This is a genomic window from Desulfosediminicola flagellatus (assembly GCF_005116655.2).
GTDB classification, from domain to species: Bacteria; Desulfobacterota; Desulfobulbia; order Desulfobulbales; family Desulfocapsaceae; genus Desulfopila; species Desulfopila flagellata.
This window is the reverse complement of the sequence record NZ_CP050698.1, coordinates 1,195,412-1,208,649: the sequence shown is the minus strand read 5'-3', so window position 1 is coordinate 1,208,649 and position 13,238 is coordinate 1,195,412. Positions and strand designations below refer to the sequence as shown.

General features: G+C 43.6%; 13 protein-coding genes. 5 read left to right on the top strand and 8 right to left on the bottom strand.

Annotated features, from left to right (window positions below):
- Positions 1-32: 32 nt before the first annotated feature.
- The 6 genes from FCL46_RS05025 to FCL46_RS05000 all read right to left on the bottom strand — a co-directional run bounded on the left by FCL46_RS05025 (position 33) and on the right by FCL46_RS05000 (position 5,203).
- Entirely contained in the window at positions 33-818 is a 786-nt protein-coding gene (locus FCL46_RS05025) for an MlaA family lipoprotein (protein ID WP_136805286.1), read from the bottom strand.
- A gap of 9 nt (positions 819-827) precedes the next feature.
- The gene (mlaD, locus tag FCL46_RS05020) at positions 828-1,277 is read right to left on the bottom strand and encodes an outer membrane lipid asymmetry maintenance protein MlaD (protein ID WP_136805285.1); all 450 of its coding nucleotides are present in this window, start codon (positions 1,275-1,277) and stop codon (positions 828-830) included.
- Positions 1,274-2,059, bottom strand: a complete 786-nt coding sequence (locus FCL46_RS05015; protein ID WP_136805284.1) for an ABC transporter ATP-binding protein — start codon at positions 2,057-2,059, stop codon at positions 1,274-1,276. Before FCL46_RS05015 ends, mlaD begins: the two co-directional genes overlap by 4 nt.
- The gene (locus tag FCL46_RS05010; RefSeq protein ID WP_136805283.1) at positions 2,056-2,847 is read right to left on the bottom strand and encodes an MlaE family ABC transporter permease; all 792 of its coding nucleotides are present in this window, start codon (positions 2,845-2,847) and stop codon (positions 2,056-2,058) included. The genes FCL46_RS05015 and FCL46_RS05010 overlap by 4 nt, the downstream gene beginning before the upstream one ends.
- 252 nt (positions 2,848-3,099) lie before the next feature.
- The gene (locus tag FCL46_RS05005; protein ID WP_136805282.1) at positions 3,100-4,155 is read right to left on the bottom strand and encodes an ABC transporter permease; all 1,056 of its coding nucleotides are present in this window, start codon (positions 4,153-4,155) and stop codon (positions 3,100-3,102) included.
- Positions 4,148-5,203, bottom strand: coding sequence for a microcin C ABC transporter permease YejB (locus tag FCL46_RS05000; RefSeq protein ID WP_176371590.1), 1,056 nt, complete (start codon positions 5,201-5,203; stop codon positions 4,148-4,150). Before FCL46_RS05000 ends, FCL46_RS05005 begins: the two co-directional genes overlap by 8 nt.
- A gap of 218 nt (positions 5,204-5,421) precedes the next feature.
- On the opposite strand from FCL46_RS05000, the gene FCL46_RS04995 reads away from it, so the two are divergent.
- Together FCL46_RS04995 and FCL46_RS04990 are read left to right on the top strand one after the other, a co-directional pair.
- Positions 5,422-6,534 (top strand): ribonuclease D, encoded by a 1,113-nt coding sequence (locus tag FCL46_RS04995; RefSeq protein ID WP_136805280.1) that lies wholly within the window; start codon positions 5,422-5,424, stop codon positions 6,532-6,534.
- A 278-nt stretch (positions 6,535-6,812) separates the two neighbouring features.
- Positions 6,813-7,307, top strand: a complete 495-nt coding sequence (locus tag FCL46_RS04990) for a MamS/MamX family magnetosome protein (RefSeq protein WP_136805279.1) — start codon at positions 6,813-6,815, stop codon at positions 7,305-7,307.
- A 151-nt stretch (positions 7,308-7,458) separates the two neighbouring features.
- Here FCL46_RS04990 and FCL46_RS04985 read toward each other — a convergent pair whose 3' ends face one another.
- Positions 7,459-9,738, bottom strand: coding sequence for a nitric oxide reductase activation protein NorD (locus tag FCL46_RS04985; protein WP_136805278.1), 2,280 nt, complete (start codon positions 9,736-9,738; stop codon positions 7,459-7,461).
- Between the two features lie 8 nt (positions 9,739-9,746).
- Positions 9,747-10,559 carry a CbbQ/NirQ/NorQ/GpvN family protein gene (locus FCL46_RS04980; RefSeq protein WP_217909563.1) on the bottom strand — a complete coding sequence of 271 codons (813 nt, stop codon included), beginning with the start codon at positions 10,557-10,559 and terminating at the stop codon, positions 9,747-9,749.
- 758 nt (positions 10,560-11,317) lie between these two features.
- Here FCL46_RS04980 and ffh point away from each other — a divergent pair.
- The 3 genes from ffh (at position 11,318) to FCL46_RS04965 (ending at position 13,236) form a co-directional block, all read left to right on the top strand.
- Positions 11,318-12,673, top strand: a complete 1,356-nt coding sequence (gene ffh / locus FCL46_RS04975) for a signal recognition particle protein (RefSeq protein ID WP_136805276.1) — start codon at positions 11,318-11,320, stop codon at positions 12,671-12,673.
- 80 nt (positions 12,674-12,753) lie between these two features.
- Complete coding sequence (rpsP, locus tag FCL46_RS04970; protein WP_136805275.1) at positions 12,754-12,999, top strand: 30S ribosomal protein S16; 246 nt, start codon at positions 12,754-12,756, stop codon at positions 12,997-12,999.
- Positions 13,000-13,005: 6 nt separating this feature from the next.
- Positions 13,006-13,236: a KH domain-containing protein gene (locus tag FCL46_RS04965; RefSeq protein WP_136805274.1), complete on the top strand. Its 231-nt coding sequence runs from the start codon at positions 13,006-13,008 to the stop codon at positions 13,234-13,236.
- Positions 13,237-13,238: the final 2 nt, after the last annotated feature.

Sequence of the window (13,238 nt, the reverse complement as noted above, 5' to 3'; positions counted from 1 at the left end):
TGCAGCAAACAGTAGAATACATCATCAGATGTCTACTGATCGCGAGATAATATCAGGTTTCGCCTATAGTCCACATATGCTTCTCTTGTGGCAACATAGGGATCGAGGGATATCTTTATAATCTCCTCATATACATCAGGGGTAATTGACAGTCTATTGATAAATTCGGCACCTCTTGCAGCTGTTTCAGCCTGAGCATCAAATCCGGCAAAAGAATATGGATGCAGTTGCATATCGCCCAAAATTCCTATGCTATCGCGGACATTTGATGGACCGAAAACAGGCCAGCAGATATAAACGCCCTCACCAATGCCGTAAACTCCAAGTGTTTCCCCAAAATCCCCACGCTCTGGCAATAAATCAAACTCTACGGCGGCAACATCTCCAAAACCAAAGGCACCAATGGTGCTATTAATCACAAATCTCCCGAGTATCACGCCGGAATCTTCAAATCGGCCCTGCAAAAGAGTATTTACAAGATTCACAGGTGTTGCGAGATTATAGAAGAAATTCCCGATAGAGAGCCGTATGTCGTCTGGAAGTACAGCTACATATCCTTTTTTAACAGGCTGCAGTACCCAGAAATACAGTTTATCGTTGAACTCGAAGGCTAACCGATTTAGAGGCTCAAGCGGATCACTGATCTCCAGATTGCTCTCACCGTCATCCCAATCATCACCAAGTAAGTCTGGCTGACCATTCTCAACAATATAGTCATCGCCTCCAATACCATATTTATCCGCTGCGAGTGTCTCCATCGGAAAACCAGATAGGATAATAAATATACCTGATAGACACACCATTCGTAATACGTTCAAAATCAACTCCTATTTTGCACTGCCAAAGGCAAATTTGCTTATAAGTGATTCGATATCTATGGCAGATTCAGTATCTGTTAGAACATCTCCGGTTGCATAAAACTCCTCATCTCCACCAAGGCTAATCTGGATGTACTTATCCCCGATTATCCCCTGAGATTTCACTGAAGCCATTGAATCAGTCGGAACTTTAAGCTCTTTGTCCAGTCGCATTGTTAGTACGGCATACCTATCTTCCCCCAACCGTATTCCTTCAATACTTCCAACCACGACACCTGCGACCTGGACCGCTGCACCTTTTTTTATTCCTGAGACGTTATCAAATTCTGCATTAAGCAGATATGTACGACTACTACTAAATATTGAGACCTCTCCAAGATTTAACGCAAGATAAGCCAGCGCACTGAATCCTGCTATCATGAACAAGCCCACAAATATTTCCAGAGTTCCTCTTTTCATTGCTCCACCAGTTGGCTCTGATATATTTCACCCATTGTTGTCGTTACAATATCACGTATATGTTGCTTCTCAGACCATTGAATCTCTTCAGGACTGGAGAACACATCCATCTGTCCCTGATTCAGAATAACGACCTGATCAGCAAGGTTAAACACCTTTGGAATATCGTGACTAACAATAACAGACGTAAATCCGACACGTTCCTGTGTTCTGTCAAACAGCTGATAAATTTCCTGAGTCATCACAGGGTCCAACCCTGTTGTAGGTTCATCAAATAACATGATTTCAGGGTTGAGCTGAAGCGCCCTGGCCAAACCAACGCGCTTACGCATCCCGCCACTTAACTGTGCCGGATACTTATTCTCGTGCCCCAGCAACTCAAGCTGATCGAGAGTCGATGAGACGAGCTGTTCTATTTCATCTTCATGCTTTCTTGTTCTTTCACGCAAAGGAAGGGCAACATTTTCAAAAACCGAAAGCGAATCAAACAATGCCGCTCCCTGAAAAAGAACTCCGAACTTAGAACGGTATTTTTCGAGAGGCCCACCCCGTAAATGCGTCACATCCTGACCGTCGACACGTATGCTCCCTTTATCAGCGCGCATCAAGCCAAGTATTAACTTTAAAGTGACGCTTTTTCCCTGCCCCGACCTGCCGGCAATAACTGTAGTTTTGCCTTTGGGTATAGTGAAGCTGACATTGTCGAGTACTTTCTGCTCTCCTCCATCACGCTTGGGGAATACTTTATCGACACCTATAAATTCTATTGCTGGGAGTATCAAAGCAACACCGCCGTAAGAAGGTAGTCAAACACAAGCACAGAAATAGAAGAAAGTACAACAGCCTGAGTCGTTACGCGACTGACACTCTCTGCACCAAATCCCGCACCACGAATCTCTCTGACAAAATACCCCCTGCCTGTGCAGATCCACACAACAAGAAGTCCAAAAACAACCGATTTTACAAACCCCAGCCAGATGTCATGATTGGTAACGCTTGAAATCATGCCGTCCAGATAACTGCCCGGGTTCACCCCCATAAGGCTGACACCGGCAACGTATCCACCAGCGATACCAACAACATCGAAAATGGCTGTTAGTAATGGCACAGAAACCAGGGCAGCCAGAAATTTAGGAGTCAGCAGGTAGCGGAAAGGATCAATCGCCATACACTCCAGGGCGTCAATCTGATCTGAGATCTGCATAATACCAATCTCTGCACACATGGCAGAACCGGCGCGACCCGCAACCATCAAAGCAGTCAACACAGGCCCCAATTCCATTATCAACGTCAGAGATACTGCTGATCCCAAAAGCCCTTCAGCGCCAAATTTATTTAACGAATAGTATCCCTGAAGACCAAGCACCATGCCTGTAGAAGCTGCAGTAAAAAAAATGACAACAATAGACCCTGTGCCGATGAAATGAATCTGACGCAGGAATTCTCTAAATCTGAATGGACGCTTCACACTTCCAATCAGAGCCTGGCAAAGATAAATGGCCATCCGGCCAAGATCCTGCAGTATATATATTCCGGAGTCACCCAGATTTTGAATTGGGCCTTTTAACATAATAATATATGTAGAGAAACTTCAGGAGTAAACGGGTCAAGCGTCTTTTATGCTCTTGAATCGCACCCTGTCTTAATCGCAATTAACAGATATTTGTATTTACGACTATAATTTTAGGATTGCTGCGTACAATAAAGATATAATACCTATCTGTCAACAGCCTGAATACCATATGGATACAAGCTGACTTTCTTCTTACAGTCACTATAAGATTATAAAAAAATACTGCTTATCTGTAATTGCGGATACACATCACCCTTTCCTGGGATCAAATGCCTGTCGCAGTGCTTCACCTATGAAAATCAGAAGAACAAGTGTTCCGACCAGAACAAAAAATGTTGAAAAAGACAACCACCATGCGTCAATATTCGCTTTTCCCTGTGCCAGCAACTCACCAAGACTTGGTGTTGTCGGAGGAACACCAAGTCCAAGAAAATCGAGACTGGTAAGAGCAAGAATTGATGCAGAAACCCTGAAGGGTAAAAAAGTTATAACCGGAGTCATGCCATTGGGAAGAAGATGCCTGTACATGATAGTTACATCATTTACACCCAAAGCTTTTGCAGCTTTCACATACTCCATATTCCTACCTTTCAAAAACTCAGCCCTCACGTAATCAGAGAGCCCCATCCAGCTAAAAAGTGAGAGAAGCACAAGCAGAAGTAAGATTCCCGGTTGAAAAATGGAGGAGAAAATAATAAGGAGGTATAACTCCGGCATTGCTCCCCATATTTCGATAAATCGTTGAAAAAACAGATCTGTTTTCCCACCGAAATATCCTTGCAATGCACCTGCAAGGATCCCGATTACCGTCCCGATTGCCGTTAAAACCAAACCAAAGACAACACTTAGCCTGAATCCATATAGAAGTCTCGCCAGCACATCCCGGCCGCGATCGTCCGTGCCAAGAAGATTTTGCCATGTCGGAGGAGAAGGAACAGGACCGTCAATTGAAAGGTTTATAGAATCATAATAGTGCATATTGGGAGGGAAATACGCTTTGCCATCAACCTCGTCCAGAAGTTCCTGAAAGAACGGATCCTGGTAATCAGTTTCTGTTTCAAAATCCCCACCAAATACCGTTTCAGGATAGCTCACCAGTATCGGGAAATATGGCTTACCTTCAAACATCACCAGAAATGGTTTGTCATTACTCAACACTTCCGCAAAAAGACTGATGGTAAAAACAGTAAGAAAAATAAGCAGACTATAGTACCCTCTCCTGCTCCTTTTAAACTGTCGCCATCGCCGCCTTCCAGGACTCTGGGCTTTCATGACTTTTCTGGATAATGCAGTTCCGCTATTCATCGAAACTCTCAAAACTGATTCTCGGATCAATCACCACATAACTGAGGTCAGATAGAAGACGTGAAAAAAGCCCGATTAACGTGAAAAAATACAATGTACCCAGAACAACAGGATAATCCCGGTTCAGAACCGACTCATATGCAAGCAATCCCATTCCGTGTAAGGAGAAAATTGTTTCGATAAGCAGGCTGCCAGTAAAAAAAGAAGCGATAAAATACCCGGGAAACCCAGTAACTATCGGTATTATTGCATTCCTGAACACATGCTTATACAATACCTGCTGCTCACTTAAACCTTTTGCTCTGGCTGTCAGGACATATTGTTTTCTAATCTCCTCAAGAAATGAGTTCTTTGTAAGCAAGGTCATTACAGCAAGACTGCCAACTGCACTGGCAATTATCGGAAGTACCATATGCCATAAGTAATCCAAAACCTTCATTCCGAGACTCATACTTTCCCAGTCATCTGATACGAGCCCACGAAGGGGGAAAATATTCCAAAAACTCCCTCCACCAAACAGAACAATAAGTGCAATACCCAGAACAAAACCCGGAATAGCATAACCAATGAGGATAGCCGTGGAACTCAGTACATCAAATTTACTCCCATCCCGCACGGCCTTGGCAATCCCCAGAGGAATGCAGACCCCATAAACAATACAGAAGCTCCAGAGACCTAGAGACATCGACACTGGTAACCTCGAAACGACTAACTCAACTACGCTCTGTTTATAATAATAAGACTCACCAAAATCAAAAACGAGATAATCCCCCATCATTGAAAAAAACCTTTCAACAGGCGGCTTGTCAAAACCATAGAGTTTACGCAACGCTTCGACTCGCTCAGCATCCAGCCCTGCATTGCCGCGATAAATGGAACTACCACCTGATGAGATCTCTCCCCCGGCTGCGCCAAACCCTTCCATCTCAGCCACAAGTTTCTCTACCGGACCACCTGGAACAAACTGTGTCACGACAAAGGTGATGAGCATCACACCGACGAGTGTCGGAATCATGAGTAATATTCTTTTAATTATATATAGAAGCATCTGCAGTCCGGGAATGAATCAAACAGCTAAAGTAGTCCTCCAGTAATAATACGCCAATTATCCCTAGACACCACTGTTTAATAGTTTCTTGCTTTTTTTTATCATAATTGCCAGTAAACATCTTCTGTAGCACAAAATTGTTTGACGCCGTCATGAGGATTGACTAAAGAAAGAGGAACGACCTACCTAACCCTATCCAGAAAATACCCATATAGACGATGATTACAACCACAGAAGACCTTAAAGCACTTGTGTCCAGAGCACGGAAAACCGACGCAGTTGCACTCGATACAGAATTTGTCTGGGAACGAACATATTACCCCCAACTCGGACTTATCCAAATCGCATTATCAGACGAAGATTGTGAGCTGATAGATCCAATTGCTATAGAAGACCTGAGCCCCTTGGGGGAACTCCTGTCTGACAGAGGCGTTGTAAAAATACTTCATGATGCCCCTCAGGATCTAGCCATCCTCTATCAGGCTACTGGTGCGGCTCCACAGAACATTTTTGATACACGTCTTGCAGCAGGCTTCAGCGACCTCCCGGCCACCCTCTCCCTTTGTAACCTTATTAAAGAGTTACTTGAGATAGAATTACCAAAAACTGAAACCAGGACTAATTGGCTGAGACGACCCCTCAATGACAAGCAGGTTGAATATGCACTAGACGATGTGCGCTATCTTCGCGCTGTGCGCGTCCTGCTGCTAAGTAGAATTATCGGGCCCAAAATTAAATCCTGGCTTCAGGAAGAACTTAATCTTCTTAATAATCCTCAAACATATATCGACAATGGTAATGGGGAAAGATTTAGAAAAATACGGGGAGCAGGATCTCTTAGCAGGCAATCCCTGGCAATTCTGAGCGAACTCGCCCAATGGCGTGAAGCCGAAGCAAAAAAGCAGGATAAGCCACGAGGACACATCATTAAAGACAACATCCTCATAGCCATTGCTAAAAAGAAAACCCTTAATGCCGAAGAGCTCTCAGCCAAGACAGGTTTATCACCCAAGGCCCAGAAAAGGTATGGCTCTAAAATAGTGTCATTGACTCTTGGTACTTTAGAATCTGAGGAAGACAGTTACCCACCATTAGAGCGCTCCACCAGACTGTCAAACCGCGACAAAGAAACTCTGGAACGTTTGCAAAACCTGATAGAGCTCAAATCTGATCTTCTTGGAATAGACCCCATTCTTGTCGGAAACATGAGTGAATTAAAATCACTTGCAAAACTTCTCAGCAACAGCAAAGCTACGCCACTCAAACAACTCAGGCAGACAACAGGATGGCGCAAAAGCTTTCTCGAGGAATTCTTTCATCACAACAGGTAGTTTCAATTCGAAAAATCTGCTTTTCAGTCGATATCGAGGCATGCGAATAAACAGTTTTCGGCGGGACCCAGATAGTACACGCTGCTATCTACCCGTATGATCTTCTATTGCCTCAACTTTATCCAACTTTCCTGTTTTTTATTTTCTAAGAAAAATACCAGTCATCTTCCGAGCTGATCTCATTGCATAAACTGTAAAAAGAATTATTATCAGAGATCAAGCGACATTTAGAAATTCCGTGAGGAATGTAACACATTACCAGTTTGAAAGGAGTCAACATGAAAGCGCTATCCATGATGTCAATATCACTGTTTACTCTCTGCTACATGCTGATATTTGCCGGACCAGCCGATGTTACTGCAGCAGAATCTACTAAAATTTCCGGATGGGAAGTTGGTTCAGAGTACAATGATCTATACAACTCAAAAGAATTGGATAAACTCAAAGGAACTATCACAAAGTTTACTACAGTCAAACCATTACCCGGAATGGCTGAAGGAACCGCGTTTTATTTCGATGAAGGTGATGGAGAAAAAATTCTTGTCCATCTTTGCCCAAGCGCTTATGCCAGTATCAAAAATACCGGGCTACGCAAAGGTCTAAAAACAAAGATCAAAGGTAGCTGGGCTGTCATTGATGATAAAGACATTTTCATGGCTTCAAAAGTGAAACAGGGGGAACATTTTGAATTTAAAGTCCGCCTCACTAAGGATGGTACGCCGTTCTGGACCATGAGCAAAGAAGAACTTGCACGCGAACTTGCTGCAAAGTAGATGCTTACGAGTCACTTCCGTCTGCTAAAACGGTATATCAGAACTACCGTTTTAGCAGAACGACGTACACAACCACCTACTTAAAATAAGTAGATACAGAAGATTCTGAACACTCCCGAGAATTCCTTCTCATCCCATCCTCTTCCGTGAGTTAATGCGTTAGTAGTCTGTATATCTCAGGCATCCGTGCAGGAAGCTTATCCACCCCATCTACATATATATAATTGCCCTTACCAAACATATGTGACAAATAGGAATGTGCTTCCTGGTCGACAGTTATACAAAAAGGAATAACACCTTTCCCCCTGGTCTCAATAAGCGCCTGCCGTGTATCCTCAATGGCATATTCGCCGCGATAGTCATCATAATCTTCAGGTTTTCCGTCAGATATCGTTATCAACAACTTCACCTTCGCTTCTGTTTTTACTAACATATTAGTCAGATGACGAATCGGCGGGGCCATACGGGTATACTCTCGCGGAGAAATTGCACATATTCGCTGCTGCACTAGCTCGCCATAGCGCTCCTCCATCTCCTTAATCTTAAACAACTCACATCTGGAGCGTCGCATACCAGAAAACCCATAGATTCCATATTTATCGCCAACTACTTCTAAGACATCGCAAAGCAGAACAAGGGATTCCTTTATGGCTTTGCCTACCCACCCTTCTGTTGAATTTGACATATCAACAAGAAACATCACTGCAATATCACGCTCATCCCTTTGCAATCTAATAAAGAGCCTATCGGAGGGTGTAAGCCCTGCCAGCCTGTCACCAACAGCTTCGACCAGAGCATCAAAATCAATATCATCACCATATCGTCGTCTCCTGATAAACCTGTGCCGTGTTCTCAGCATTTCAAATTGTCGGCGAAGCCTGAGAATCATGCCACGATAACGAATCAATGTTTTGTTTACAAATTGCGATCTGACCGGAGTGATCTCCTTTTCGATCAGGGCACACCAGTTTTTTCTATATCCCTGTCGCCGATAATCCCATTCATCATATAATGTTGCTTCACTCAGCGTCTTGAGTGTGGATACTTCTGTACCACCTCCACCACCTGTCTGTTTCGCTCTGCCCGCTATTCCCGCTGCTGCCTGAAGATACCCTTCAGGCACCTTGCCCAGGTCGGTAGTGATTCTATTTACAAGATCTGAAATTTCAGGGGGTAACTCAAATTCTTCGTTATTAAGTCGTATTTTATGACTGATTTGACCCCTGTTTTCCTCTGTGTTCTTGAGTAAAGAAATAACTATCCTACTCCCATCAGCAGCCTCAGCTGAAACATCTACATCGTTCTCTTCCTTGGTATTCTCTGTGGCATCGAGTTGGTGTTCGAGAAAATTGGCAATTTGCTGGATAATGGAGGTCTTCTCTTCGGCCCTCCTCCTTTCAGCCTGTTCTCTCACTTTGTTGAATTGTACTATTCCGGTTAAATGGTTGAACTGGCACCAGTCTTCTGAAGAACTATTGGTACTAAAGCTCTCATAGATCTCAACGACTCGCGCCAGATTAGCATGACGATCTCCTTCCCGACTCTCCTCCTCACCTTCCTCTGGTCTACTATGAAGACTTTCAGTTTCACTAACCAGGTTACTCATGTGTGAGTAAAATGCGCTTATACTCATCCCCTGCCCTGCTAAGCGATCAAGAAGATCAGACAATAACGGCGTAATTCTTCTCATCAACCCAGGCAGTTCGCGATTGAGCATACGAACAACACGTGAAAATTCATAAAGATGAAAGATATTGATCGCCAATTGAGGATCAGGGAACAATGCAAAAAACTCTTCGACAGGATAGCGACCACTCCCCCCAATAGCCTGCTTTGAATCTGCAGGGAAATGCGATGAATCAACATCAGTGGTCAACGTCCCGAGCAAAAGGTATCCCCACTGACAACAAGCAAGAAACGTATAATATGATTGGTTTTGCGAAGGACTTAAAAAATAGTTTATATTCTTAGGAAGGTATATTACAGCACTGTCCGTCCAGGCAGTTTCTGAAACAGAGATATCCAGAGAAAGCGAGGATACTCCTCTGATAAAGGGTAACAATCTTCCGCGTACCTCGCTAAGATCTGTTCCAGCTTCACCGGCAATACGTCTGAAGAAATTTTCATCGACATCAGACATGAAGGCTCTGGCTCCACCAAGCCCTTCACGCTCATAATGATCAAGTAACTGGCGAACCCACTCATTGAGATTCGTGGCACCAAGTTTTCCAATATTTGTCGCCGCGTACTGAATATATGAGAAACAGAGGCTATTACTAACCGGCCAGACAACATGAACTAGTGCAAGTACGGCATCCTGCTGCCACTTCTCGAGCTCTATCAACGGCTCAAGACCTTCTTCAACCTCCCAGTCGTTTGGTAATGAAGGGGAAACCTGTTGATAGAAATGTTTTTTAAGTTGAGTTGACATAATTGAACTCAAAATACAGAGGCAACCATTTCACCCATTGCTGCAAGCATATCCTCATCATCCGTTAGGCTTTCAAGAATACCGGCTCTGCAAGCCATTGTAATATCTATTCCGCTATTAAATAGTATTGCAGCATGAATAAGTAGTCGGGTCGATGCTCCTTCAGGAAGACCCGATTCCTTTAGACCTCTTGTCATAGTAGCCAGTTTCACCAGCTGACCTGCAAGTATTTCATCAACACCCGCTTCTTGTTGAACTATTGTCCGTTCAAGTTCAGGAGACGGATAATCAAAAGATATAGAAACAAATCGCTGTCGAGTTGAAGGTTTAAGATCTTTAAGTACACTCTGGTATCCGGGATTATACGAAACAGCGAGCATAAAACTATCAGCAGCGACAAAAAGCCTGCCAAGCTTTTCTATAGGTAGCTCACGCCTGTCATCAGCTAATGGATGAATAACTACTGTTGTATCTTTTCGCGCTTCAACCACCTCATCCAGATAGCAGATTGCACCAGCTTTCACAGCCATTGTTAAGGGTCCATCCACCCATACGGCTTCGTTGCCTTTAATAAGGTAGCGACCAACCAGATCAGAAGTCGACAAATCATCATGGCATGAGACAGTAATAAGAGGTCTCTTCAGTTTCCAGGCAAGCCACTGCATAAATCGCGTTTTACCACATCCCGTTGGCCCCTTTAATAATAATGGTAATTTGTTTAAATATGCGGTAGTTGCCAGGAGAATTTCATTAGATTGTGATTCGTAATACGGTTCATCACGAATGAAATATTCTTCAAGCCCTTTTTCTTTAGTATCCAAATGTTCACCCTCTATAGTGATATTCAATTTTATAAGAATAATAGGCATTCCTGGTTGATGGGCAACCAATGCAATCTAAATGGCCTATTTTTGATAGAGGATAAGCGAGGACGTATTGACCGGTTTCAACAAATAAGGTATTTTCGGTTCCTCACAGAATTCTGTCTTCTAACCCTGAAAATTTAAGCTATTTTATTCGTATATCCATGAGCACTATTGAAAAAGCATATTCGATTTTTGCAATTATTTTCGCCTTTGCCCTTATTTCACTCCTCGTTTTAGTTCCTGAAATGAGGCAAATGCACCTCCTTCTTACTGCAAGTGGAGTCGGACTATTTGTGAATGTCATTTTAATGTTCATTATCTTTCGGGATATTTTTTATCGTCCCGCTTTGAGTAAAGGAGCCAAGACATTTTGGACTGTAGGCCTACTAATTTTCTGGCCAGCGATCCTTGTATATATTCCGCTCCATGGTTTTCGAAAGCGATCCTGAAAAACATCTCACAACATAATTCGCATTCCTTTGCTGATAGTGATGGTATGACTTTTTCTCTCGCTTTTCGTTACCTGCTTGACATATCATCTCATACACAGTAATTTGCTCTCTTTTGAGCTGACCAGCAGCAGCCTGAAATGTGTATACTAAATTCAGGCAGGCGAACAACATTTACATATGTGTTTCAGCAACAACTAACTATTTTTGCCCGCCACCTCTTTCAGGTAATTACGGGCCTATGTATAACAGTAACAATATACTATGTTTGAAAACCTGACAGACCGGCTAGAAGGAGTATTCAAGAAACTCCGTGGTCACGGCATACTTACTGAAGAGAACATTCAGGAAGCAATGCGGGAAGTGCGAATGGCACTTCTTGATGCTGATGTTAACTTCAAAGTGGCCAAAGAATTTGTAGCCACCGTGACTGAAAAAGCCATAGGGCGGGAAGTCTCAAAAAGTCTCTCTCCTGGACAACAGGTCATCAAAATAGTACATGATGAACTTGTTGCTCTGCTTGGCGGTGGTACAGAACAGCTGAGACTTGACGGCAAGCAGCCTGTTATCATAATGATGGCTGGTTTACAGGGCTCTGGTAAAACAACAACATCCGGTAAGCTTGCAAGGATGTTGAAAGAAAAGGGCAGAAAGCCATATCTTGTTCCTGCCGATGTTTATCGTCCGGCTGCTATTGAGCAACTCCAGGTACTTGGAAGCAGGATCGATGTCCCTGTCCATCCATCTACACTAGAGACAAAGCCGGTTGATATCTGTCTGCAGGCTGTAGATATTGCCAGTAAAGAAAATTACGACACACTGATTATAGATACCGCGGGTCGTCTCCATGTTGATGACGCCCTCATGCAGGAACTAAGAGATATTCAGCAAGCGGTTCACCTGTCTGAGATTCTCTTCGTCGCTGACTCCATGACAGGACAGGACGCGGTAACAGTTGCTGACAAATTTAATCAGACGCTTGAAATTTCTGGTGTAGTGCTTACAAAAATGGAAGGTGATGCCCGTGGTGGTGCTGCTCTCTCCATTAAAAATGTCACTGGAAAACCAATCAAATTTGTTGGTGTCGGTGAGGCACTCGATGCGCTGGAAATATTCCATCCAGATCGTGTTGCATCCAGAATTCTCGGCATGGGTGATGTACTTACCCTGATCGAAAAAGCTGAAGCTGTCGTAGACAGAAAAGAAGCTGATAAGCTTGCCAAAAAACTTCAGAAGAACCAATTCACACTCGAAGATTTTCTCGATCAGATTCAGCAGATCAAGAAAATGGGTTCCCTCGAACAAATTCTTGGCATGGTTCCCGGAATCAACAAGCTGAAGCAGTTAAAAGATGCGCCAAAGCCTGATGAGCGAGAGCTCGTAAAGACAGAGGCGATTATTCGTTCCATGACCCGTAAGGAACGAAAAAACCACAAAATCATTAATAACAGCAGGCGTCAGCGAATTGCTACCGGTTCAGGTACAACAGTTACAGACGTTAACAGGGTACTCAAAAGTTACTCTGCTATGTTGAAAATGATGAAGAAGATGAGCGGCAAGCCCGGTGCTATGACAGGGCAGAAGCGCAGGAAGTTACCCAAAGGTCTTAAAAGAAGATAAATTTAATACCGGATCTACGAATCCGGTTTACTGTCGGGTGCTACTTACCCATATAAACCTAATCGGAGGATAAACCCGAAATGGCAGTTCGTATTCGTTTAACCAGACTTGGCAGAAAGAAAAAACCTTTCTATCGTATAGTTGTTGCAGACAGTCAGTGTCCACGTGATGGAAAATTCCTCGATATCGTTGGCACCTACGATCCTCTTCAGGATCCGGCAACAATTACCATTGACAACGAGAAGCTTCAGAACTGGGTTGGTAAGGGCGCATTGCCTACAACCACAGTTAAGAGCTTGCTCAAAAAAGCAGCGATCACCGAATAATACGGCATGGAAGAACTTATAGCCTTCATTGCCCGTTCCCTGGTCGATCAACCGGATGAAGTAAAGGTAACCATGAGCGAAGAAGAAGATTGTCTCACGGTTGAACTTACAGTCGCACCGGATGACTTAGGAAAGGTAATTGGTAAACAGGGAAGAACAGCCAGGGCTATGCGTTCTGTTCTCTCAGCAGCTGCGGCCAGAGAGAACAAGCGGTCGAGGCTTGAAATAGTGGAGTAACT

Excerpts from the sequence above, each read along its gene's own strand:
- ffh (WP_136805276.1), top strand. The coding sequence starts at position 11,318 with ATGTTTGAAAACCTGACAGACCGGCTAGAAGGAGTATTCAAGAAACTC.
- rpsP (WP_136805275.1), top strand. The coding sequence starts at position 12,754 with ATGGCAGTTCGTATTCGTTTAACCAGACTTGGCAGAAAGAAAAAACCT.
- FCL46_RS04965 (WP_136805274.1), top strand. The coding sequence starts at position 13,006 with ATGGAAGAACTTATAGCCTTCATTGCCCGTTCCCTGGTCGATCAACCG.
- FCL46_RS05000 (WP_176371590.1), bottom strand. The coding sequence starts at position 5,203 with ATGCTTCTATATATAATTAAAAGAATATTACTCATGATTCCGACACTC.
- FCL46_RS04990 (WP_136805279.1), top strand. The coding sequence starts at position 6,813 with ATGAAAGCGCTATCCATGATGTCAATATCACTGTTTACTCTCTGCTAC.
- FCL46_RS05010 (WP_136805283.1), bottom strand. The coding sequence starts at position 2,847 with ATGTTAAAAGGCCCAATTCAAAATCTGGGTGACTCCGGAATATATATA.
- mlaD (WP_136805285.1), bottom strand. The coding sequence starts at position 1,277 with ATGAAAAGAGGAACTCTGGAAATATTTGTGGGCTTGTTCATGATAGCA.
- FCL46_RS04995 (WP_136805280.1), top strand. The coding sequence starts at position 5,422 with ATGATTACAACCACAGAAGACCTTAAAGCACTTGTGTCCAGAGCACGG.
- FCL46_RS05005 (WP_136805282.1), bottom strand. The coding sequence starts at position 4,155 with ATGAATAGCGGAACTGCATTATCCAGAAAAGTCATGAAAGCCCAGAGT.
- FCL46_RS04985 (WP_136805278.1), bottom strand. The coding sequence starts at position 9,738 with ATGTCAACTCAACTTAAAAAACATTTCTATCAACAGGTTTCCCCTTCA.